This is a genomic window from Providencia sp. CIM-Carb-044 (assembly GCF_033901115.1).
GTDB classification, from domain to species: domain Bacteria; phylum Pseudomonadota; class Gammaproteobacteria; order Enterobacterales; family Enterobacteriaceae; genus Providencia; species Providencia hangzhouensis.
The window spans coordinates 236,168-259,221 of record NZ_JAXADV010000002.1; the positions used below are offsets into that span (position 1 = coordinate 236,168).

19 protein-coding genes and 1 pseudogene are annotated in these 23,054 nt (G+C 35.9%); 8 read left to right on the plus strand and 12 right to left on the minus strand.

Annotated features, from left to right (window positions below):
* Nucleotides 1-61: 61 nt before the first annotated feature.
* Nucleotides 62-1,165 (plus strand): D-alanine--D-alanine ligase, encoded by a 1,104-nt coding sequence (gene ddlA, locus SJ312_RS04410; protein ID WP_036957745.1) that lies wholly within the window; start codon nucleotides 62-64, stop codon nucleotides 1,163-1,165.
* Between the two features lie 47 nt (nucleotides 1,166-1,212).
* Here the strand turns inward: ddlA and SJ312_RS04415 are convergent, their stop codons facing one another.
* The 5 genes and pseudogenes from SJ312_RS04415 to SJ312_RS04435 all read right to left on the minus strand — a co-directional run.
* Nucleotides 1,213-1,764, minus strand: a complete 552-nt coding sequence (locus SJ312_RS04415; RefSeq protein ID WP_004254476.1) for a hypothetical protein — start codon at nucleotides 1,762-1,764, stop codon at nucleotides 1,213-1,215.
* 117 nt (nucleotides 1,765-1,881) lie between these two features.
* A complete protein-coding gene (locus tag SJ312_RS04420; RefSeq protein ID WP_112307091.1) occupies nucleotides 1,882-2,655 on the minus strand; it encodes a GNAT family N-acetyltransferase in 774 nt (257 codons plus the stop codon).
* A gap of 3 nt (nucleotides 2,656-2,658) precedes the next feature.
* The gene (locus SJ312_RS04425) at nucleotides 2,659-2,847 is read right to left on the minus strand and encodes an FAD-binding oxidoreductase (RefSeq protein ID WP_109912282.1); all 189 of its coding nucleotides are present in this window, start codon (nucleotides 2,845-2,847) and stop codon (nucleotides 2,659-2,661) included.
* Nucleotides 2,848-3,033: 186 nt separating this feature from the next.
* Entirely contained in the window at nucleotides 3,034-4,194 is a 1,161-nt protein-coding gene (locus tag SJ312_RS04430; protein WP_110591704.1) for an MFS transporter, read from the minus strand.
* Between the two features lie 13 nt (nucleotides 4,195-4,207).
* Nucleotides 4,208-4,475, minus strand: a pseudogene (locus tag SJ312_RS04435) (inositol monophosphatase family protein); the annotation flags it as partial.
* A 145-nt stretch (nucleotides 4,476-4,620) separates the two neighbouring features.
* Between SJ312_RS04435 and SJ312_RS04440 the strand changes: the two are divergent.
* Nucleotides 4,621-5,541, plus strand: a complete 921-nt coding sequence (locus tag SJ312_RS04440) for an alpha/beta hydrolase family protein (RefSeq protein ID WP_144140002.1) — start codon at nucleotides 4,621-4,623, stop codon at nucleotides 5,539-5,541.
* Between the two features lie 137 nt (nucleotides 5,542-5,678).
* Here the strand turns inward: SJ312_RS04440 and SJ312_RS04445 are convergent, their stop codons facing one another.
* A complete protein-coding gene (locus SJ312_RS04445; RefSeq protein ID WP_153673406.1) occupies nucleotides 5,679-6,461 on the minus strand; it encodes a GNAT family N-acetyltransferase in 783 nt (260 codons plus the stop codon).
* A gap of 184 nt (nucleotides 6,462-6,645) precedes the next feature.
* On the opposite strand from SJ312_RS04445, the gene yqfB reads away from it, so the two are divergent.
* A complete protein-coding gene (gene yqfB / locus SJ312_RS04450) occupies nucleotides 6,646-6,975 on the plus strand; it encodes a N(4)-acetylcytidine aminohydrolase (RefSeq protein ID WP_110591707.1) in 330 nt (109 codons plus the stop codon).
* An 85-nt stretch (nucleotides 6,976-7,060) separates the two neighbouring features.
* Here the strand turns inward: yqfB and SJ312_RS04455 are convergent, their stop codons facing one another.
* The 3 genes from SJ312_RS04455 to SJ312_RS04465 all read right to left on the minus strand — a co-directional run bounded on the left by SJ312_RS04455 (nucleotide 7,061) and on the right by SJ312_RS04465 (nucleotide 10,212).
* Nucleotides 7,061-8,050, minus strand: coding sequence for a D-cysteine desulfhydrase (locus SJ312_RS04455; RefSeq protein ID WP_004254429.1), 990 nt, complete (start codon nucleotides 8,048-8,050; stop codon nucleotides 7,061-7,063).
* Between the two features lie 15 nt (nucleotides 8,051-8,065).
* Entirely contained in the window at nucleotides 8,066-9,493 is a 1,428-nt protein-coding gene (locus tag SJ312_RS04460) for a Na+/H+ antiporter NhaC family protein (protein WP_153673405.1), read from the minus strand.
* A 176-nt stretch (nucleotides 9,494-9,669) separates the two neighbouring features.
* A complete protein-coding gene (locus SJ312_RS04465; protein ID WP_153673404.1) occupies nucleotides 9,670-10,212 on the minus strand; it encodes a GNAT family N-acetyltransferase in 543 nt (180 codons plus the stop codon).
* A gap of 155 nt (nucleotides 10,213-10,367) precedes the next feature.
* Between SJ312_RS04465 and SJ312_RS04470 the strand changes: the two genes are divergently transcribed.
* Nucleotides 10,368-11,222, plus strand: a complete 855-nt coding sequence (locus SJ312_RS04470) for a helix-turn-helix domain-containing protein (protein WP_319867046.1) — start codon at nucleotides 10,368-10,370, stop codon at nucleotides 11,220-11,222.
* 177 nt (nucleotides 11,223-11,399) lie between these two features.
* Complete coding sequence (ada, locus tag SJ312_RS04475) at nucleotides 11,400-12,476, plus strand: bifunctional DNA-binding transcriptional regulator/O6-methylguanine-DNA methyltransferase Ada (RefSeq protein ID WP_110591709.1); 1,077 nt, start codon at nucleotides 11,400-11,402, stop codon at nucleotides 12,474-12,476.
* Between the two features lie 112 nt (nucleotides 12,477-12,588).
* On the opposite strand, the gene SJ312_RS04480 is transcribed toward ada, so the two are convergent.
* Nucleotides 12,589-13,836: an MFS transporter gene (locus tag SJ312_RS04480; RefSeq protein WP_319867048.1), complete on the minus strand. Its 1,248-nt coding sequence runs from the start codon at nucleotides 13,834-13,836 to the stop codon at nucleotides 12,589-12,591.
* Between the two features lie 527 nt (nucleotides 13,837-14,363).
* Here SJ312_RS04480 and SJ312_RS04485 point away from each other — a divergent pair.
* A complete protein-coding gene (locus SJ312_RS04485; RefSeq protein ID WP_110591711.1) occupies nucleotides 14,364-15,515 on the plus strand; it encodes an MFS transporter in 1,152 nt (383 codons plus the stop codon).
* 48 nt (nucleotides 15,516-15,563) lie between these two features.
* Here SJ312_RS04485 and ydeE read toward each other — a convergent pair whose 3' ends face one another.
* Together ydeE and SJ312_RS04495 are read right to left on the minus strand one after the other, a co-directional pair.
* Nucleotides 15,564-16,754: an efflux MFS transporter YdeE gene (ydeE, locus tag SJ312_RS04490; protein ID WP_110591712.1), complete on the minus strand. Its 1,191-nt coding sequence runs from the start codon at nucleotides 16,752-16,754 to the stop codon at nucleotides 15,564-15,566.
* Nucleotides 16,755-17,056: 302 nt separating this feature from the next.
* The gene (locus tag SJ312_RS04495; RefSeq protein ID WP_153673397.1) at nucleotides 17,057-18,214 is read right to left on the minus strand and encodes an iron-containing alcohol dehydrogenase; all 1,158 of its coding nucleotides are present in this window, start codon (nucleotides 18,212-18,214) and stop codon (nucleotides 17,057-17,059) included.
* A gap of 250 nt (nucleotides 18,215-18,464) precedes the next feature.
* Here SJ312_RS04495 and SJ312_RS04500 point away from each other — a divergent pair, with 250 nt between their 5' ends.
* Both SJ312_RS04500 and SJ312_RS04505 read left to right on the plus strand, forming a co-directional pair.
* On the plus strand, nucleotides 18,465-19,958 hold the full coding sequence (locus SJ312_RS04500; protein WP_319867050.1) for a C80 family cysteine peptidase: 1,494 nt from the start codon (nucleotides 18,465-18,467) through the stop codon (nucleotides 19,956-19,958).
* Nucleotides 19,939-23,022, plus strand: coding sequence for a calcium-binding protein (locus SJ312_RS04505; RefSeq protein ID WP_319867051.1), 3,084 nt, complete (start codon nucleotides 19,939-19,941; stop codon nucleotides 23,020-23,022). Before SJ312_RS04500 ends, SJ312_RS04505 begins: the two co-directional genes overlap by 20 nt.
* Nucleotides 23,023-23,054: the final 32 nt, after the last annotated feature.

The following is a 23,054-nucleotide window of genomic DNA, read 5'->3' on the forward strand; positions in this document are numbered from 1 at the left end:
AACCTTTTCTTTGCGTGCTATATTTCTCGGCTAGGTTTGGTGTTTTATGTCGGAGCAAATAATGAGCAAAATACGAGTCGGTGTTATTTTTGGTGGCCGATCAACAGAACATGAAGTTTCACTACAGTCTGCTAAAAATATTATCAATGGGTTAGATCGCAATAAATTTGATGTATGCCTTTTAGGGATTAATAAAGAAGGGCAATGGCATGAATATAACGAATCTGATTTTTTATTGCATGGTGATGATCCCTCTCGTATTGCGTTGAATACGCCTAAGCGAGCTATCGCACTTGTTCCAGGTAAAACAAGCGAACAGTTTATTTCGTTAGAAGATGCTAAGCCATTGCCACAAATCGATGTTATTTTCCCTATTGTTCACGGTAACTTAGGTGAAGACGGCTCGTTACAAGGTTTATTGCGCATGGCGAATTTACCATTTGTCGGTCCGGGGGTTTTAGGTTCCTCTGCCTGTATGGATAAAGACGTTACCAAAAGATTACTTAGAGATGCAGGCTTAAATATTGCTCCGTTTATAACAGTGCTCAAAAATGAGCGCGCAACAACTGAATATGAAGCGACCGTGGCGCAATTAGGTTTACCACTTTTTATTAAACCAGCAAATCAAGGTTCATCTGTCGGGATCAGTAAAGTCAGCACTGAATCGGAATTTTACGCAGCACTGGACTTTGCTTTCTTATTTGATATGAAAGTCCTTATTGAAAGTGCAGTAAAAGGGCGTGAGATTGAATGCGCCGTACTGGGCAATGAAGAACCTCTTGCCAGCCCTTGTGGTGAAATCGTATTACACGATAGTTTCTATGCGTACCACACTAAGTATATTGATGAAAATGGCGCCTCTGTCGTGGCTCCTGCACAGTTAGATGCTGCGGTGAGTGATAAAATACGCGAGATTGCCTTATCCGCGTATCGCGCATTAAATTGCAGTGGAATGTCCCGTGTGGATGTTTTTTTAACGGAAAACAACGACGTAGTTATCAATGAAATCAACACATTGCCTGGCTTTACGAACATCAGTATGTACCCCAAATTGTGGCAACAAGCGGGTATGACATACCCGCAATTAATCAGCCGCTTGATTGAGTTAGGAATTGAAAAATTCCAACAAACTGCGATGTTGAAAACGGCATGTGATGAGCTTTAATTGCTGAAAAAATACTATCTCGGTAGTTTTTATGGCTACCGAGATGTTTATTTACCCTGAACTTGAGCTTTCATTTGTTGTAAAAATAAGTTTGTTTCTTTTGGTGAGGTGAGTCGAACAAACTGAATATGGCGTAAGTTGATATTTGCCATATGACTTAGATTTCTTTTCTTATTTGGATAGTAAGTCTTTAGTAGCCACAGAATTATCGAATCACGGCTGAAAAAAGCATTTTTCCAACGTTCTTTATTACCTGTATTTGCCCACAACTCTTGCCCTGAACGAATGCGCGACAATGTGCGCGTAATCGACTGATAAAGCGTTCTTGGTAAGGAGTAATCCAGCCATACCACCATATCAACCTCTTTCCATTTAATGGGTTGGGTTCGCGTATAGTTTCCATCAAGAACCCATCCAGATACCGCTTTATCTAATGCAGCGGTGAGTTTCTGGTTAAGCGCATCATCCGAAGAACCTTGCCAATTCGCTAACCAATATAAGCTATCCAATTCGATAGAAGGGACGTTTAACAACAGCGAAAGTTGTTGGCAAAGGGTACTTTTACCGCTACCACTAGTGCCAATAATATTAATTTTCATATGTAAATATTAGATAATTTTGTCATTATGATTAATCTGGAATGACTGAGCTTGGAACCATTGTGTGAACAATGATCCCACTTCAGATAGCTCTACAAATAACATTATGGTTATAAATTATTTGCACCAAACATAATTGATATAGCGAAAGAGAGGTTCAAATCCAAATTTTTTATACAAATCAAATCCCGCTTCAGACGCATCTAGGAAACAGTGTTCTACACCTTGTTGGCGGCAAAATGCTAACGCATAATCAATAAGTTGTGAAGCGTAACCATTACCTTGATGGCTTGGCTCGGTACCAATATCATCAAAACGCGCTAACGTACCTTCGATCGTCACAGTCATGGAGGTCGCTGGTTCACCATTAACGAGTAACACAAGGTGAAACTGCGGGGCGCCTTGTTGTAATGCATCCTCATGATAACGCACATATTCCTGAATAACCTGATCGTGCTCTTCAGACAGGTAAAACGCAGAAACCAGTGGCTTTGCCCACAAAGACAAATCGTGATTGGCTAAGACGATATCGACTTGGTTATCAGGCAGTTCAACTTCATTTTGCTTTACTAAGGTCAGTGCCATTGCAGTCGTGACACTGTCACGTTTATACCCTAATGACTCAGCCTCAGTTACCACCTGCTGGAGCATCTCTTCGGGGATCACTAAGGTATGGTTTTTCTTCTGTGAAACAAACAGGTTGTGAGCCTGCATAAAGGCGTGACTGGTTGAGTCAGGCTGCAAATAAATGAAGTTAAACGCTGGCGAATTAAGGGGCGTTAAATAGCAAATTGTGTGTTGTGCAATCTGGATACTATGTTCACAAATAGATGTCCAGAATGTTTTTTCAATCGATTGATAATGTCTTAAATAGTACAACGGAATATTCATTTGTCAGTTACCTGATACAAAACGAGTTAATCGATATGGACCTAATGCGGCTTGTTCTATCCCATGCAAGATTTCATCTTGAGCCAATTGGCATATCAAAGGCGCTAGCGTAATCGCAGCGTGCATACTGATAATATATAAACCTTCGAAATCAGCAACTTTTCCGACAATTGGCATCTCATCTTTAGGCATAGGTCGCATTCCTGTGAAAGCGTTTTCAAGATTTAGCGTGTTACTACCTATAAATGAATTTTTAATTGTTGTAAGGGCGTTTTGTGCGATAGCTAACGCGTTGTGTTCAGGCTTATCATCAATATAATCTTCAACACAGAGTATTTTACCTGAACCTGCAAGGGCTGCCTTATGAGATTCAAAAAATCACACACGGATAAAACGAGTCACAAAAGCAATAATAACTAATAATGCAGAAATTAATAATAATGCAGTTGCCAGGGACAGTTGAAAAGCAACAAAACCAATAGCTGCAGGTCCCGCCAAAATACCTAAATAGCCTAAAGTTGAAATTGCAGGTACGGCAAGGGCCTCTGGCATCGTTTTTTGCTTCCCTACAGCCGAAAACATCACCGGTACTATATTAGATGAACCTGCACCGACTAATGCAAAACCCATGATGGCAAATATGAGATGAGGAGATAAAACAGCAATAACAAAACCGAGGCAAGCGAGTAAAGCACCTAAAAATACGACGCGAGAGGAACCGACTCGCATAACAATTTTGTCGCCCAGTAAGCGGCCAATCGTCATAGTTGTGGCAAAAGCAGCAAACCCTAAGCCGCCTAAAGTTTCTTCTAATCCATGGTGTTCAATTAAAAATACAGCTCCCCAGTCAAGAACTGCACCTTCAGCAAGAAAAACGGCAAAACAAACAACCCCAATAACCAAAACAATGCCTTTCGGTATAGCGATAAGAGGGCCTGTTGGGGCGTTAGCGTAAGGGATTAAACCGTTATAGCAAATAGCTAATAAAACTACGGCAATAACTGAAACGATGATTGATGCCATTGTCGCGGAAACACCAAGTAACAAGATCAAACTCATGGTACCTGCACCAGCTATCCCCCCGACACTATAAAAACCATGAAAGCCGGACATAATTGGCTTATCAGATGATTTTTCAACAATCACCGCTTGAACATTCATCGCGCAATCTGTTAAGCCAATGAAAATTCCAAATAATAATAAGGCAATGATAATAAAGTTAATTTGCGATAAAGAGGATAAAATGGGGAATAACAAACTAAAGGCGATGGTAGAAAACACCATTAAACGGCGGCAACCAAATTTGGCAGCTAATGCACCAGTTACTGGCATAGCAATAAGTGCTCCTCCACCGAAACATAATAGTAGCATGCCAAGGGTGGCATCATTTGCCCCTGTGTTAAGTTTGACATAAGGAACAATGGCTGCCCAGGCCGCGGTAACAAAACCGGCAATAAAAAAAATAATTCGAGTAGAAACTTGTTCCCTTTTCGCAGGCATAAAGGAAACATGACTATTAACTTGTTGAGTAGATTGCATTTTATAATACTTCTTAAAAGATAAAATTAACTACCTGTATTAAGATAGCCAGAATTTGTTTATGAAGGTTTGGGTAGCCTGTTGCTACAACCGTACCACCAATTTCAGCTCAGCAACCATCTAATGTAGTCACTTTGCCAATAGCACGTTCTATAATAGGGATTAATGGAACAATATCATAAGGTTCCAGTGCGAATTCGACACAAATATCGATTTTACCCGCTGCTAACATTGCCATTGCATAGCATTCTCCCCCCATAGCGAGTCATTAATACTTGTTTCTCAAGCGCCATAAAAAAATTGTACAGGTCTAAACCGTATATCTATATTTAATCTTGTTTTACGAGGGCATTTTAGGCGCTATTTGTTATAAAAAACTCAATATAATATCGTCGAAAGGTCCTTATAGAACATGATGAGTGTGCAATGAAACTAAAAATTACGCCTTTGTTGTTTTCAATTTATCCATTAAGTGTATTTGCACAGAATTTACCTGTGAGTATGCAAACTATGCACTTTGCAGGCAAAGATATAAATTATTATTTAATCCAAAAACAAGCCAAAAAATCAAAGGATTTATTAGTTTTATTACAAGGCTCAGATTGTAAAAGCGTCATTAATAACCCCAATATGTTGAAAAATTTCGGGGTTGTATTTCCTCATAATGATATTTTATTAGTTGAAAAAACAGGATTAAACAGCCAAGTGGGGGTTAATGGCGAAGAAGCTTCAGAAGAAGAATGTCCTGTTGACTACATGTCGAAAGACTCGCCATTAGAACGCGCCAATAATTATGTAACAGTATTAAAGCAATTAAAAAATGATTACCAACACATAGTGCTATTAGGCGGAAGTGAAGGTGCGCTGGTAACTAATTTAATTGTTGCACAAGAAAACTTTATTACCGCATCCGTTGCATTGAATGTTGGCGGCCAATACTTCATTAATGATGTTCTATATAGTATTGAAAATAATACACCTAAAGAAGAAATTGCTAACTCAAAGGAAGGTTTTAAACAATTTGCAGAAGCGGTAAAACAAAAGCAATTAAATAACGACCAATTTGTCAGCGGCCATGGCTCGAAATGGTGGTATGAGATGCTCACCATTGACAATTTAAAACTTATCCAGTCAGTTAAAACCCCACATTTGGTGATACAAACGATGGCGGATACCAACGTGGATGCTCATGGTACAGATAATATGATGAAACAAGTTCGTAATACCCATGTTAGTTACCGTTCTTATCAAGATTTAGACCATTATTTCAAAGATAAAGATGGGCAGTTGCACACTGAACAAATTGTGACAGATATTCAACATTGGTACCAAACGGTGACAAAATAAATATACTGGGAGTTATCATTATATTAATCCCCATGATTGTGTCACTAGGTGCAGTTTTGCGATTAGTGATTACATTAAACCTTATTTTTTTAGGTAAAGTAAAATGCATCTTGATTATTAAGATGCATTCAATAAAATCACGCCGAAATATAGCTGTAGTAATTAAAAATAGGTTCAAAACCCAGTTTTTTGTAGATAGATAACCCTTCACTGGATGACTCCAATACACACTGTTTAATCCCTTGTTGATGGCAAAGGTATAGCGCATGTTTAATAAGTGAAGTCGCGAGCCCTTTACCTTGGTATTGAATATCAGTACCAATATCATCAAGTCGAGCTGTTTCATTATTAAATGTCATAGTTAAGGTTGAGACTGGTTGCTGATCTGCAAATAAGACTAAATGCACCATATTAGTTTGTTTATCAAGCGCTCTTTGGTGATAACGAATATACTCGTCAGTAACAGTTGAGTCACTTTCATCTGTATCAGAATCGACAGGGAATGCTGTAATTAACGGCTGAGCCCAATCTTCGAGTCGATCATTACTCTGTATTATCTGAAAATCAGTATTAAGCGGTGGTGGTGAATTGTATTGAGACAAAGCCCCTTGTGGCAAAATCATTGCGGTTGATTCACCATCAAAGACTAATCTCCGTGTTATTATTTCTGACTCAAATAGTGAAAGTATTTGGTCATGAACAACCAGTACATAAGGCTTAGTTTGTTTTTTGAACAGCGCTTCGGCCTTCTCGTAATCTGAAATGAGTGCGCCTTGGTGGAGGTAAATATAATTAAATATAGGCAATGGTAGCTCAGAAAAATAAGCACTAGTTTGGTTGCTGATTTTCACCGTATTTGCACATATTGCAGACCAAAAATAGTGTTCTTGTTGATAGAACAAATTTTCATTGTTATCCATTATGTATACTCAGTTTATAGTAGTAGATAATATTTTTATGGCTTGATTGTATATAAAACGCAATGATCGCTATAGTGTTCGTATAATTGAAAGCACAAAAAGAACCATTTTATTGCAATTTATTGGATTTATAAGAAAATAGGTCTTCCTAGAAAAGAGATTGTATAAAAATAAGAGAATTATTATGAATAACGCACCAGACACGATAACCTTTTTTGAGCGTTTACTTCCATTGGTGGTTTCCGGTAAAAAAATTATCACTATTCGTGATAAAAGCGAGAGCGATTATGTTCCTGGGAGTATTGTGAAGGTATATGCGTTAGAAACAGGGAAATATTATACTGATATTAAAATATTGTCGGTAGAGCCCATTTCTTATGATGACATTTCTGAATACCACGCTAAGCAAGAAGCCATGGGTCTAGAGACGTTGAAAGCACTTATCAAAGAGATTTACCCAAACGAGCAATATTTATATGTGATCACTTACCGATTATTGGATAGTACAGACTAATCAACAATAATAAAGAAGGAAGTCGAGTATTTTAGCTTTACAATGGAAGATAAAAGGGCAATCTGGCCCTTTTATCTGATGATGATTACTTAATTGTTTGGCTAATATCTGAGTAAGCAAATAATGCTTGGGCTCCACCCGTATGAATAAACAGAACGGGAGTTTTTTCTTCAGAGCTTTCCAAGTAGTCAATTAACCCAGCCATGGCTTTACCGGTATAAACTGGGTCTAATAAAATACCTTCTTGCCGCGCTAATAAGTTGATTGCGGCGAGGCCTTTTTGGTTTGGCATTCCATACATGGGAGCAAAAAAGTTATCCCATAATTGTACTTCAGGTGTTTTAGCTAGACCCAACCATTGAGCCAGTTCGGATTGCAATTTTTCAACTTTAGGGGCTTGGTCTTGTTGCTTTCGTGACACTGTCACGCCAATGACTTGGCTCTGTGGTAGTAATTCTTGTAAACCAATGGCAAGCCCTGCATGGGTTCCAGCACTTCCTGAAGCAACAATAATTTTATCAAATTCAATATGTTCTGGCTTCTGTTGAGCTATCTCAATAGCGCATTGGACATAGCCTAAAGCACCTAATGTATTTGACCCACCCACAGGGACAATATAGGCATCTTTAAGAGAAAGTGTTTTAATTAGCGCTTCCATTTGGGATTGTGGGTCGGTTAATTCATCACACATCACACAACGAGTGGCAAATAAATCAGTTAATAATTTATTACCATTATGCAGAAAGTTAGGGTTATCACTTTTAATTGGATTTTCTAATAACGCAACGCATTCAAGCCCATACATGGCAGCAACAGCTGCAGTTTGGCGGACATGGTTTGATTGAATTGCCCCTGCGGTAACAATAATTTTTGCTTTTTTGGCTAATGCATCAGCCATTAAAAATTCTAGTTTACGCAGTTTATTTCCCCCCATAGCAAGGGGAGTCATATCATCACGTTTTATATAAATCTCACGACCAAACTTATGCGATAAATTATTCAATCGATTAAGTGGAGTCGACGAGTTAAGTAAATCTATTTTTGCGTACTGTGTTAGTTGTTGTTGGATAGACATCTAGACTCCCAATAATTAATAAGAAAAACCAAGGTAAAGGTAAATAGCAAGAACAATACTGGCAGTTACTAACGCATAAGGCATTTGAGTACGAATATGCTCAATATGTTCGCAGTCTGTCGCCATTGAAGCAACAATAGCATCCGCAGAAATTGGGGAGGTCATATCGCCAAATATTGAGCCAGAAATTGCTGCACCAATCATATATTCAACAGGCATTCCTACAGATAAACCTAATTGAACCCCGATAGGTATCATTATCGCGAAAGTTCCCCAAGAGGTGCCTGTTGCTAAAGACATAATGGCGCTAATTATAAAGATAAATCCAATAGAAAAACCTGGGGCCATAACTCCTTGAGTGACTTCAGCAATATAGGCTCCCGTGTTTAACTCAGCAGAGACATTTCCCATCAAGAACGCTAAGATCATAATTGAGCTGATTTTTAGCATATTGGCGTAGCCGATAAATAATTCTTTAAAGAATTCATCAATATTTAGTAACCGTCGACTGATAAACCAACAGAAAGATACCACAGTACCAAACATGACTCCCCAATATACGGATGTCGAACCACTTCCTTTGCTAAAATCACCGTCACCAGTGATATATAGTGCGATAGGGACCATTAACACCGTAGATAAAATAGGAATAAAGAAGTTTAATGAAGAATGAGCGTTAGGGTGATCAATAATCTCTTCTTCATTATCTTGGCTTTGTAACTGGGAAATATTCCCCTCAATAAAATTTTGTTGATATTTATCTTCAGCTTTTTTCATGGGCCCCCATGAAATATTGGTAAATACATAGAATAGGATAGTTATAATAGATAACCATGCCATTAAATTGTAACCAATCGAAGTAATTAAAATATCAAAGGGCTCGCCTTGAATCAGACCTTGGGAAATTTGTACCCCGATTAACCCCATTATTACTGCACCCCAACCATTGATGATGGCGGAGGAACAAACAGAAACACATGCTGTTTGGATAATATAGGACATTTTTTCAGGAGCAACACCATATTGTCGTGCTAGATTTTTAGTTGAGGCGCCAGCGACTAATTGGTTAATTGAGCTTTCAATAAAAATAAGAGAAGTAATGATAATGGCAAGAAACTGGGTAGATTTACGGTTTTTAATCAGTTTTGTCTTATTGGTTAGTAGCTGAACTAATGCTCGAACTCCGCCTGTCACAACAACAAGCCTCATTATCCCTCCGATCATGACCATAAAGACAATTGTTCGCGTATTCCCTGCAGATGAAAATGTATCAATAATACCATCAACGGTACCTTGCACACCTAATAATAGGTTGTGATCGTTAATGACAGTAAAACCAACGAATATTCCTAGCATTAATGAAAGCATGACTTGGCGAGTTAATATCGCCAAAATTATAGTCACAATGGGAGTGATAACGGTCCAAATACCATAGTCCTGCATGTGTTTACCTGTGATCCTAGTGAAAGTATGAATTTTATAATTATTGAAAAATCATAGCATTAATAGGAACACGGTAGAATAATTTTATTCATCATTGAAATGAGTTGTGACAATAAATTAATAAGAAAAAGGCCAAACAGATAAATGCTGGCCACATGTATAGATAGAATCAAATATTACTGTCGAGCTTGCCACTCTTTAGCGGTTATTTTACTAATATCTTCTGTCTTAGTTTCACCAATTAATTCAATAAATTGTGGTTCAAGAGTTGCATAGTATTTGAAGCCGCATTTTTCTTGGGCAATTTTAGATTGCTCGTTACCTTGAAAGTAACCACACCATAAATTATCTAATTTCAAATTAGTGAATGCATGGTGCATTATGGCGTTAATTGACTCTGGTATAAGGCCTTTACCCCAGAATGGTACACCAATCCAATAACTGACTTCTGCATCATTTTCCCCAATGGGAAAATTACTTTCATGGCTAAATGATAATCCAATCAGGCCAATAGCTTGGTTTTCATTTTTTAACGTTACCGCGTAAATTTCATCTCGCATAAAAATATTCTTGATGATAGAAAGACTCTCTTCTTCATTTTTGTGAGCAGGCCAACCTGCGATAGGGCCAATTCTTTCATCTTTTGCATAGAAATATAAATCAGCGGCATCTGTTTCTTGCCAAGGACGCAATACTAACCTATTTGTTGCAAGTACCATTTTCTAATCTCCCCCGTTATGGTATCCCTTAATTTGAAGGCTATTTTAGGTATTTATGAAAATAAAATAAGGGCATAACTTGTACATTATGGGTACTTATGACAACTTTTTTGTTATGATATGCGTTATATGAAGTAAATCAAAACACAACAATCATGCAGCATTTAAATAATTATCAAATTGATTTACCTGAAGCCATTCGGATTGGTGAAAGTAATATGGAAGAGATGCAATTTAAACCGATTAAAACATCTTATGTGGCGGTTTGTATATGCAAGCAAGGATATGGAGTCTTCAATATTAATTTCAAACGGCATCTGATACGCAAAAACGATATTATCATTTTATACGATGATTCTTTTGCAATGCTGCAAGCCAAATCACGTAAATTTCGTTTGGAATATTGGTTGATTGATAAAAAGCTAGCAACAGAAATTGCCTATGTATTACCAAATCAATTATTTGCTTTTTTTAATGATTTTCCTGTTATTTCAATTCCATTAGAAAAAATTGCACTGTTTGAAAGCTGGAGATATATTCTTTTAGCTATAGTGTCTAATTGGGGTAAATATGGGGTATTACAATTAAAAAACCATTTACAAAATTTATTTTTAGAAATCAGTAATCATGCACAACACATTTCTATAAAACCAGAAAATAAAAGCCGCCAAGAGCAGCTGTGTTGGCGTTTTTGGGACTTAATTACAACTCACTGTAAGCAGCATAAAGAAGTGAAATTTTATGCTGAACAATTGTCTATTACACCATTCTACTTGTCCAAAATTAGTCAAAATTTTTTTAATGACCCACCAAAAGTATTAATAGATAGGCAAGTTATTTTAGAAATAAAAGCATTATTAGAAATTGGTAATTTATCCATTAAGCAAATTGCTGATGAATTAAATTTTGAAGATACATCTTATTTATGCCGTTACTTTAAACGGCATACAGGAATGACGTTAACAGGATTTAAAAAACGCATTGCACAAAAAGAGCTGAAAAACAAATAATACTAATGCGATTCAATTTTTGTTGAGTACTTTTTATAAACGCAATAACACATTGGAATTCATGTAATTATGGCATTGTGCTGGACGGATAAAGCTAGAATTAAAAAGCAATGTTCGGAGTTTTTTAGGACTGAAGTTTGTCATAATTAATGTAATTAACCAGCGAAGGGCGACATGATGATAACTAAAAATTTGTGGAAAACGCCAGAACAGAGGTGGCAAGCGGTGGTTGAAAGGAATAAATCCGCAGATGGTCATTTTGTTTACGGTGTAAGAACCTCTGCTATTTATTGCCATCCATCTGCGGCGGGGCGTTTACCAAATAGAGATAATGTTGAGTTTTTCGATAATGAACAGCAAGCTATTGAACAAGGCTACTGTGCTGGAAAACGCTTTCGGACAGAAACGTCACAATTAACCCAATTTTATCAAGAACAAATTGAAAAGGCTTGTCGTTATATTGAGCAGCAGGAACAAACGGTGAGCTTGGCAGAGTTAGCTGATTATATTGGTATGAGTCGCTATCATTTACACCGTTTATTTAAAGCACAGACAGGGTTAACACCAAAGGCATATGCGGATGCATTTCGCCATAAAACATTGCAGCAACAGCTTCAAGAAAAAAAACGAATTACGGATGCTATTTATGATGCAGGTTATCAATCAAATAGTCGATTTTATGAAGCCTCATCTCAACGACTAGGCATGACGCCGAGTGTATGGAAATCAGGAGGAGGAGGCAGTAAAATTTATTTTGCTCTTGCGGTTTGCTCGTTGGGAACATTATTAGTTGCACAAAGTCCGATAGGGGTTTGCGCCATTTTGTTAGGGGATGACGCTGAGCAGTTATTGAATAATTTACAGGATAAATTCCCGAACGCAGAGCTCATTGGAGGAAATGACGACTTTGAACAACTAGTCGCTCAAGTGGTGGGTTTTATTGAGGCGCCTGAAATTGGTTTAAATTTACCATTAGACATTCAAGGGACTGCATTTCAACAACGCGTCTGGCAAGCTTTACGTAATATCCCAGTTGGGGAAACAAAGAGTTACAGTGATATTGCAGAAAAAATTGGCCAGCCTAGTGCAGTCAGAGCGGTAGCTAATGCCTGTGGTGCAAATATGTTAGCGGTAGCAATACCGTGCCACCGTGTTGTTAGGAGTAATGGTGATCTTTCTGGTTACCGTTGGGGTATTGACCGAAAACAAGCGTTATTGCTAAAAGAGGCGAAGTATAAGGCAGATAATAATTAAATTGCACTAAAAATGAAGAGTAACCCTAATATGACTATTTCAAAATCACACATTTGAAATAATATAACCCCCTTATTCTGGATATATGACTCATGAATAAGGGGAATACGAGTCATTGAATGGCAGTTTTCGGTTGACTATTTTTAGTATAGAACAAGTAAATGACATAGAGAAGTGTAAAACTCGCAGTGTAGCCGGTAAAGATCATCCAGAAAGTTTTCCAATCCACCACGCCATTGACCGTATTAAGTTCGATAACCCATCCACATAATACCGCGCCTAGAAATGTACCAAAACCGTTCACTAATGTGGTGAATACACCTTGTGCTGTTGAGCGAAACTCAGGAGCAATTTCTTTTTCCAAAAATAATGCTCCAGCGATATTAAAGAAATCAAAAGCGCAGCCGTATACAACCATGGATAAAAATAAAGCGATAGTACCAATCACAGTGAAATCACCGTAAGAAAATAAACCTAATCGTAAAATCCATGCAATCATACTCATAAATAGGATAGCTTCAATTTTGAATTTTTTGAGTAATAGCGGTAAAAGCAAAATAAATATAATTTCTGAAAATTGCGATATTGATAAAAAGATTGTGGGATATTCAGAAAAAACCGAGCCTCTAGCTTCAGGCATTAATGCCATATCTTGTAAAAAGGGAACGCCAAAGGTATTGGTAATTTGTAAAACAGAGCCTAATAACATGGCAAAGAATAGAAATACTGCAACTCGTCCTTTTTTAAATAGTAAAATAATATTTTGGCAACTAAAACTGGGTTTTTCTTCTTTTCTCTCAATTTTACAGCTCTGTGTTGAAATAAAGAAAATAGAAAAAATACTGAGTACAATCGATGCAATAGCACCAATATATAATTGATAAAAACTCATTTCCAATTTTAATAAGCTAATTGTCCACATAGCGACAATAAAGCCTAAGGTACCGTAAACGCGTATTTTAGGAAAATAAACATCAGAATCGAGCTTTTCAGCGCTCAACATTTCAAAAACAATACTATTACAAATAGAAATAGTTGGAATATAAAACATTAGATGAACTAATGTCACAATAAATAGTAGGGTTATTGAATCACTATGAGCCATTACGATTAGAAATACAGCAGAAATGATATGTGATGTAGTGTATACAAGTTTTCTGTTATCAATTTTATCTGCAATAAATCCGATGATAATCGGTGAGCATAAGGCTGAGATACCTAATGTACTAAAAATTAAGCCGATTTCACCGCCTTTGAAATGTAATGTATTGAATAGGTAAGATGCAAAAGTAACTAGCCATGATCCCCAGATAAAAAATTGTAGAAATGAAACGAATTTAAGCCGAGTGATAATATTCATGTTTATATACCTTCCGTTAGCCTAAACATGCTTTAATGTGATTATTAAATAAACTATTCTATTGATTTAATAACCAAATATGGAAGCAACTATCATGTTATTGTTTGTACATTATAAAATAGATAATGAGAGTTTTTTTTGACATAGAAGTGGCTAATAGTCGATTAATCGCAGGAATTAGTGTATTTGAATGGGTAATATTACGTATTAAATGCATAGGAACAAGGAAATCAGATAGTAATTATTTTTGCTAAATTTAAGAAGATGGAATATTTGTTAATATATATTTAACTTTGCAGGAATCTCTTGAATTTAATTAAAGTTTAAGATTTAATAGACCTCTATTCGCTCTTATCTTTCAGTTTGTTACCTTAATTAATCATCTCAATACTTCCAGTATTTAAACGTTACTTACAACTAGCTACTCACTGCCAAAAAACTCCCCTAATTTTTTTTAAATAAAACCATATCGATACCAATCATAAGCACTGATTGGATAATGCAATATATATCAAAACGAGAAAACTATGACTTCTACTCATTACTTACTGCTTTTGTCGGCAGTAGCGGTATACCTTGTTGGTACCGCAGAATTTATGTTATCGGCTATTTTATCGCCGTTAGCAACGGTATTTCATGTTCAACCTGACCAAATTACGTGGTTGGTATCGGCTTATGCGTTGGCCTATACCTTGGCAGCTCCTATTATTGGTTTTTTATCAGATAGAATTGATAGACGAAAAATTGTGCTTATGGCTCTTTTGCTATTATCACTCGATAGTTTAGTCATTATTTTTTCACCTAATCTATTGACTGCACTTGTTTTAAGGGGCTTCGGAGGATTGGCTTCTGCTGCACTTGTTCCCGTTATCTTCGCACTTATTGCTGATGTAATTAGTGAAAGTAAACAAGCTACAGCAATGGGGAGTATTATGGTGGGAATGACTGTCGGTATTATTACGGGGCCAATCATTGCAGGGATATTAGTCCAGTATTTTGCTTGGTACGCCCCTTTTATTTATACCGCGATAGGGTGCTTAGTCGTATTCATTATAGGGCTATTTACACTGCCGCACTCTCAAAAAACTGTCGGAAAAAAATTATCTTTTAAAGTGATTAAACATGTAGGTATTACCAGACTCATATTAGCGAAAGGTTTATGGAATGGGGTATCAGTTTGTATATTCTTGCTTGCAGGTGAAATATTAAGGCAACGATCCCACTTAGAAAGTGCGGAGGTTGGTAGCTTAATGGGATTATTTGGGATGGGATTATTATTTGGTAATGGCTTAGTTGCAAAAATTGAAAAAATTAAAGTATCAAATAATACAAAACTCGTGGTCATTATTTTAATAATCATAGTAACGATTATCTTATTTCTTAGTGGATGGCTTTCGTTAATTGGTCATGGATTATGCTTAACTGTTATTGGTGGGATGTTAGGATTGGCCTCTCCGATAAGCACCGCAATGTTAGCAAGGCAAAGTGCAGAGAATAAAGGTTTTGTCTTATCTATATCCGAGAGTGTTAACAACTTGATTTTATTATCTGCATTACCAATATTTTCTTTACTCATTTCGAAAAATCATCTTAAGGTTTCTATAATCATGACTATTGTATTATTGAGTTCAGCTATTTGTTTAGTTTTACCGATAAGACAGAGAATAAAAAGGCAGTAGATTGGTCATTTTTCTCCACCTGAAATGTTTTTCAGTGGAGAAAAAATGCTATTGGGTAACTAATAATTGTTTTTTTCTTAGACGCATTCCATTTAGCATTGATAGCCAGGCTAAAAATGTAATAAACATAAGAATAATGAAAATAAAATAGGGGGGAAGTTCAGTTAATACAACTCCTGTTAACATCGGATTAAATGCACCGCCAAGTAGCCCTAAAGATTGAGCCGAAAAATAACTGGCCTTCATTCCGTCTGGAGCAATACTATCAATTAACATGTATTCGCCAGGGGCGTAGATTAACTCACCTAAAGTGAAAATAAAGGCGCCAAGAGCCCATAGGTATAAGTTTTCATGGGCATACATAAAGGTTGCCAACCCTAAAATAAAAAATAGACTACCTAATGTCATCAATTTTCTTAAGTTATCTGGAGTGATATGTTTGCCGACTGTATATTGTAACGTCACTACGACAATAGCATTTACGGGCAAAATAACACCGATAACCACTTGGGCAAAATCACTGTTAGCAACGGTGATGGCATATTGGGATATCCAAGTGGTAAAAGTTCCAAAAACTAATGAACCTAAGAAAGTTGATAAAATAAACCATGCCAGCACTTGGTCTCGTAGCATAGAGACAGGGTTCCATTTGCGGGTCTGGCCTTCTTCTAATGGTATCGGTTTTATGCTCTGTACAAACCGTTGTATAAAAAAGATTGGAAAAGCGGCTGAAATTGCAGCTAAATAGAATGGTAAGTTAATACTATACATTAATAACCAGGTGCCAATGGGAGGGCCAATAGTCCAGCCTATATTAATGAAGGTATAATTTAAGGAAAATATTTTTGCTTTTAATGCAACCGTAAGGGTATCTGCAAAATAGGCTTTTAGTACCGTTGAGAATACGGAATAAGAGCAATTTATTAACGAAAAGAAAATAATGACTAAAATAGCATTATTCACGATAGGTATCGCAATAAACCCACAAATAAAGGCGATAACTGCGAATAGCATACAGCGTTTTTTATCAACGCGGTCTGCTAACATACCAAAGCCCATACTAAATAAAACACCAACCACCATAGCCATTGACATTGCAACACCGACAATATCAATAGCCATTTCATATTCACGGGTTAGGTAAATAGCCATGAAGGGCAATGTTGCACCACGCCCAATCGTTAAGAGCAGAGACGATGCAAGTAATGCACTGTTTGATATATTAAATCTAGATAACATGGCTCACAACCTAACTTATTAATTGTTGTTATATATTTGTTTCGGACTATCTGTAAGCTATAAAATACCTAAATTTACAGTGGTGAGATATGGTGATTAATGCTCAAAATTGAAAACAATATTTTGCTGATGCTAATGTGCCATTCTCAATTAAAAATCTGGCAATATGAAATACAATCTAGCCAATTAAACGTTATATGCTGTTGTAATAACCGATAAATTTAAATGACTTATAAGGAAAAGGGCTTTCGGTGATAAAAAAGAAAAAGGTGCAAGTTTGCACCTTTTCGAGTGGGAGGAAATTATAAAGCGGCCGTATATACGCGGCGGCTAACCTCTAAGTTAATATCTTGGTGCTCACCTAATTTCACCATATTGTGTGCAGCTAAGCTATTAACTAATGGTTCAATAACCTCTTGGGTCAATTGGTAGTCACTAAAACGAGTACCTACTTGCATTTTTTCAAAGAACTCTCGAGTTAACTCAATGGCATTTAATGCTTTCTCTTGGTCAGAACCTGACGTAATTCCCCAAACTCGTTCTGCATATTGCACTAATTTGGCCTGTTTTTGGGCTAATTTTTCCGTCAGCATGGATGGTAGAACAATAGCGAGTGTTTGTGCATGATCCAAACCATACAGCACAGTGATTTCATGGCCTAACATGTGAGTAGACCAGTCTTGTGGTACCCCAACACCAATTAAACCATTTAAAGCCAAGGTGGCTGTCCACATTAAATTGGCTCTAATATCATAATCTTTTGGAGTTTCAAGCGCTTTAGGTCCAATCTCTATTAATGTTTTCAATAAGCCTTCTGCGAATGCATCTTGTACGTAAGCATTCACTGGGTAAGTCAAATATTGTTCAATAACATGAACGAAAGCGTCAACAACACCATTACTTATTTGGCGAGTCGGTAAAGTATAGGTTTTTACTGGGTCAAGAATAGAGAATTGAGGAAATACATGGTCGCTCATAAAAGCAAGTTTAGAATGCAGTTCTTCACGAGTAATTACAGAGCCCTTGTTCATTTCGGAACCAGTAGCAGGTAATGTTAACACTGTACCGAAGGGCAGCGCAGTTTTTATAGTCGAGCCTCTATTTGTGACCACCTCCCATTTATCACCTGGGTAATTTACCGCGGCTGCGATAAATTTAACACCATCAATGACGGAGCCACCACCCACCGCCAGCAAGAAATCGAAACCTTCTTTTTCAATTTTATCGACAGCTTTTATCAATGTTTCATAGCGAGGATTGGCCTCAATTCCACCAAAATGATCGAATGTTCGAGATCCTAAAGCTTGCTCAACTTCATTTAAGGTTCCTGTTTTTCTTGCACTTTCACCGCCAAATAAAATAAGAACCTTAGCATTTTTAGGGACAACTCGGTCAAGTTCACTGATTTTACCTTCACCAAACATGATACGAGTGGGGTTATAAAATTCGAAATTGTTCATATATGGCCTTCGTAGAAAGTAGAAATGAATCCAAATAATTACATGCATATAATATAATTACAAGTAAACATAATATAATCTTAAAATGATTGTGTATCATATCGATTTGATGGTTTATATTTTAATAGTGAAATTATCTTGAGCGTTGTTAATTGTAGTTAATCTTAATTGTTTTTTTATATATTTTACTGATGTGGCAATCTTGTTAAGTTGAAGGTGGGCTTTAATTTGACATGGAAATAAAATTCAGATGATAAATGTAAATGATAAAAAAACTAATGATAAAATAATTAATAAAGATGATGATTTGATACTTTTAACGGAACACATAGATGGCAGTCCATTAGTAGGGGAGCAGTCTTCCGAACTTAAAAATATATCTAATTGGTTTAATCCTATAGATGAATTCACAAGGCTTACAATTTTTCATCATTTAATGAGTCGGCCTACAAGTGACTCGACATATAATTATCATGTTTTAATCCAAATAGGAGGTGATGACACAGCAGCTAAATCAACGGGGAGATTATTAGCAAAATTTCCTAGTAATTCGCTTGTTATACAGTTTGATATTAAAAATGAACAGTGGAAAGTACTACATGGTGATTTACAAACTCAAGTTAACGGGAAAATACGTTGGGCGGTGATTGGCCATGGTCAATATACTGGACGTAACCAGCAAAGTCACTTTGAAGGGTACCAAGCTTACCAAGTTATTTTAGGGTTGAAGTATCTTAAAAAGCATGTGCTGAAAGCATATCCACCCAATAAGATTGTTTTGGCAGGCTGCCAATTAGGGCGTGGGGGCGTAAATGAAAACTTTGTGTTTAGGGCAAGTGTAGAATTAGCTAAACATGGAATATACTTTCCAGTTGTGGGTTATAATCGAATAATCAGTATTACGCAAAACAGTAATAAAATAACTTGGCCATATGGTTTAACGAGAGAAATGCAATCAACTGAAAATTGGCGGTTAGAAATTAATATTAACCAAACTAATCAACAAGCTTATATTAATGGAAAGCATGCCAGTTTATATTTTATCGATGAGCTAAGAAGTGGTGAGCTAGAAGTTTTTCAATTAATAAAAGATGACCATTCTACTGCTATGGATATTTTTAGGGATCCAAATAATGAGTATAAAATCGACATTGATTTAATTAAAAAAGTAGCTTTTAATCATGATGCATACGCTATTTTTAAACAGAAGTTAAATGCGAAAGATACTCAATTTAATAGTGATTTTAGAAGTGAACTAATTCGTGAACATGAAAATGTTGGAATATTAGAAACACCATTATGGTTAATGATTAATAAAAACGATGTCAATGCTAATCCACAGAAATTTAATGATACTGTCAAAATTATTATTCGTTCAGGGAGAGGCACTATAGGCAAAAAATATGCAGAAGAACTAGTAAAATATTCCCCCGATAATACATTAGTGTTTCAGGTAAACCCGAATTCGATGGAATTTTTTTCAGAGTATGGAGATATAGAATATTTACTAAAAGCATCTAAACAACAGTGGATATTAATAGATAATCTTCATTCTGAACCTGGTTTCATTCAAAACTATGCTAACTCATTGAATGTATTAAAAACAAGATATGCTTTTAAAATGCCAGAAAATATTATTCTATATTTAACCGATAAAAAGGCACTTTTGACAAAAGAAGAAAAGGTGATTTTTGGCGAGGAGTTGACGAGTAAGCTAAAAACAAATGGGATATATTGTACTTAATCCTGAGTATGATAGCTTATTACTAAAACAATTTTTACATAAAAACGAACTAATTACTTTTTATAACATAAAGAAAAAACAGTCGGTTGCTACACAACTAAGTTCATTATCAGCATCAGAGCTACGGCTATTCCAGGCCAGAAATAATTATACCAATACGATTCACCCTGATATAAATAATGATATCAGAGTGAATAGACTAGGGAATGAATTTTTAAACCAGCCTATTGATATTGCAAGAGAATTATTAAGTGAGAAGCCTAGGGTTATTTATGAAGGCATGCAAAATATTGGTTACCGATATGAAAATGAAGCAAAGCAAAAAAACATTAGTTTTAACCCAGGGAATGGAACAGATATTATCGTTGGGAAAAAAAATTCAAAAAATTTATTTAACATCAATGCAGGGAGTAAATTTCTCGTAGGCGGCGAAAAAGATGATATTATAAACTTATCATTATTATTTGATAATAACATTGAAGAAAGTAACGAAATTTATTTTGATGGCAATGGGGGGGATAATAGTATAATCATTAAAGACATTCCATCCAACAGTAAAATAGATATCGATTTGAACAATATAACGTCAGAGGTGACCTTCATTAATCATAAAGTTAAGAAGATTCATTTACGCAATGTTAATGATGTGATGCTAATTGGAGATAGCTCTACGATAGCAGAATTATTAGGTAATAAAGAATCCAACACATTAGATGTAGGGGCAATGACTGCATTTATTCAAGGTATGGAGGGGGATGATCAATTAATATTTGAATCAGGGATAGTCAATGGTGGAGAAGGTAATGATAGTTATTTTCTACGTCGTGTTGATTGGCACAATAATCAAGATGAATTAAATGATAATTTATTAGAATTATCAGCTGTAATTATTGAAAATACACAAGGCCAAAGCCGAGTAAATTTAGGGTATATGTTAAGCGAAATAAAGGATGCCAGTATTTCTGGTAATGATCTCATATTAAATATTGAAATAAAATCGGCAGAGTCAGAAACGAAAATTTTAACACTGAATGTTACTTTAAAAAACACGTATAAAATAGATAATAATGGTAGGGAAATATTTCATAGATATCAATTATATACAAAGGACGGATTTGTATTAAATACTAAGCTAAACCATTTGGATTCAAGTGCTTCACACATTATAAGTGAAAATATTTTTAATATTACTTATCAGGGAGGCGCTAGCTCTACAATAAGTATCGATGAGAGTGAAAAAACAATTTCAGTTGATAATAAAATATATGGTCAACCTTTATGGGGAGATTTTAAATTTCATGGTTTAGCGAGTAAGTTAGAATATAAAGGAAAGAGTAATGATGACCACCTTTTAATGGTCAGTAGAAACAGTCATATTATGGTTACTAAAGGAAGAGATGTTTATCAAGTTAACCCAGATCAGATTTTTCAAGGTAAAATAATTTTTGATTTTTCAAATATTAAACCAGAAATGGAAGATGAGTTTGATATGACCATTTTATTACCTTATGAGAATGGGTTTGATATCAAGACATTGGGAACATCAATGTTTTTATATGATAAATTCAGTAATAAAAAAATTGAAATTAGCTTCATTAATTTATCATATCCAATAAGTAAAGAAATTTATATTAAAGACGGCCATGCGAATTTGTTTAGGATAAAAATGGGACAGGATTCTCATAACATTGAACCAATTGAGTGTTTGGAATTACCCACAGAAAATGATGATTACATAAAAATTCCTAAGGGATATAATTTTCGTTATCCTATTCTAGATGCAAATAATGGTGATGACTTAATTGAAGACAACAGTATGATAGGAAATATCATAAATTCAGGGGAAGGTAATGATATTATTATTACAAATGGAGGAGGGAATGTTTTGTATGGAGGTAACGGTGATGATTATGTATATGGTGGTGAAAATAGTGATTTAATTCTATCTGACTTGGGTAATGACAAACTTGATGGACAAGGAGGGGATGACCACTATTTAATTGATGGAAGTAAAGGGGGCGGTAATACAGAAATATTAGATCAAGTTGGATTTAATAATATTCATTTATTTAATTTTAAAACACAGTATGAAGTCATAGAGGAACGGGAAGATACTTATCATCTTTACACATCGCAATCTAATTTGCGTACAGTCAAAGTAAAAATGCCCCAAAATAATAAAAATAGCAATAATCAAGTTTATCATCATCAGCGGTTACCCTCCCATATGCCCGCCCATATTCATAATGATGGTATGGCACATCTAGTTCGCTACCTTGCTGAACAGCGTCAATATAAAAAAAAATTAGCGCCAGAACAGATTTGGCACCCTATGGATGAGTTTAAAAATTTTTCTAACGAGTTAAGCTTTTCATCAATTCTTGATACAAAGACAAAAAATATACATATTAGTGAAAATACACCATTTAGGCGCTTATTTATTCGGACAAGAGGGCCAGAACAAAAAGTTTGGGATAAAAGCGGGATTGGGCGGGTATTTAAAGCGCAAGCGGTAATTGGAGCCATTTCAATTCCAGATGGTATTTACGGAAATAATGTTCTTTATGCATCAACAAGTGATACCAATTTATATGGTGGTGAAGGGAATGATGTCTTCATCTCTAATGGTTCAAATGGGTTGTTAACAGACGCTAGCGGGAAAAATAGTTTTATTATCAATGGGGAAATTGTAGGCTGGAATTCGTTGTATAGCCTTGGCGGTGAAAACACGGTTTACCTTATTAATTTTAATAAGGACGTTATTCGAGAAGAGCCTGATCACCGAAGTAATGCAACTCGATATATTTATACTTCAGACCAGGGACGTAGCGTGAAAATATTTCAGTATCCGAATACAATAGCTCCTACTGTAGTTCATGTGCAGTCTTTAGAGGGACAAAATGAGCATTCCACTCAACAAAAATTGGATCATTTAGTGGAAACGTTAGCGACGCTACGTCTACAAGATGAAGAAAACTGTATTGGTATTCAGGATATTGAACATTTACAGCTGAATTGGGAGCCCGCCAATCTTATTGATAATTATATGAAAAAAGCGAGTTAGAGAGAAGGCGCAAATCACAAGGCTCCAAAATA

Bases quoted from the DNA above. Each gene is read 5' to 3' on its own strand.
- SJ312_RS04500 (WP_319867050.1), top strand. From the start codon at position 18,465: ATGATAAATGTAAATGATAAAAAAACTAATGATAAAATAATTAATAAA.
- SJ312_RS04465 (WP_153673404.1), bottom strand. From the start codon at position 10,212: ATGGTACTTGCAACAAATAGGTTAGTATTGCGTCCTTGGCAAGAAACA.
- SJ312_RS04430 (WP_110591704.1), bottom strand. From the start codon at position 4,194: ATGCAATCTACTCAACAAGTTAATAGTCATGTTTCCTTTATGCCTGCG.
- SJ312_RS04505 (WP_319867051.1), top strand. From the start codon at position 19,939: ATGGGATATATTGTACTTAATCCTGAGTATGATAGCTTATTACTAAAA.
- SJ312_RS04485 (WP_110591711.1), top strand. From the start codon at position 14,364: ATGACTTCTACTCATTACTTACTGCTTTTGTCGGCAGTAGCGGTATAC.
- SJ312_RS04420 (WP_112307091.1), bottom strand. From the start codon at position 2,655: ATGAATATTCCGTTGTACTATTTAAGACATTATCAATCGATTGAAAAA.
- SJ312_RS04440 (WP_144140002.1), top strand. From the start codon at position 4,621: ATGAAACTAAAAATTACGCCTTTGTTGTTTTCAATTTATCCATTAAGT.
- SJ312_RS04470 (WP_319867046.1), top strand. From the start codon at position 10,368: ATGCAGCATTTAAATAATTATCAAATTGATTTACCTGAAGCCATTCGG.
- SJ312_RS04460 (WP_153673405.1), bottom strand. From the start codon at position 9,493: ATGCAGGACTATGGTATTTGGACCGTTATCACTCCCATTGTGACTATA.
- SJ312_RS04480 (WP_319867048.1), bottom strand. From the start codon at position 13,836: ATGAATATTATCACTCGGCTTAAATTCGTTTCATTTCTACAATTTTTT.
- ada (WP_110591709.1), top strand. From the start codon at position 11,400: ATGATAACTAAAAATTTGTGGAAAACGCCAGAACAGAGGTGGCAAGCG.
- SJ312_RS04455 (WP_004254429.1), bottom strand. From the start codon at position 8,050: ATGTCTATCCAACAACAACTAACACAGTACGCAAAAATAGATTTACTT.
- SJ312_RS04445 (WP_153673406.1), bottom strand. From the start codon at position 6,461: ATGGATAACAATGAAAATTTGTTCTATCAACAAGAACACTATTTTTGG.
- ddlA (WP_036957745.1), top strand. From the start codon at position 62: ATGAGCAAAATACGAGTCGGTGTTATTTTTGGTGGCCGATCAACAGAA.
- SJ312_RS04415 (WP_004254476.1), bottom strand. From the start codon at position 1,764: ATGAAAATTAATATTATTGGCACTAGTGGTAGCGGTAAAAGTACCCTT.
- SJ312_RS04425 (WP_109912282.1), bottom strand. From the start codon at position 2,847: ATGCCTAAAGATGAGATGCCAATTGTCGGAAAAGTTGCTGATTTCGAA.
- ydeE (WP_110591712.1), bottom strand. From the start codon at position 16,754: ATGTTATCTAGATTTAATATATCAAACAGTGCATTACTTGCATCGTCT.
- SJ312_RS04495 (WP_153673397.1), bottom strand. From the start codon at position 18,214: ATGAACAATTTCGAATTTTATAACCCCACTCGTATCATGTTTGGTGAA.
- yqfB (WP_110591707.1), top strand. From the start codon at position 6,646: ATGAATAACGCACCAGACACGATAACCTTTTTTGAGCGTTTACTTCCA.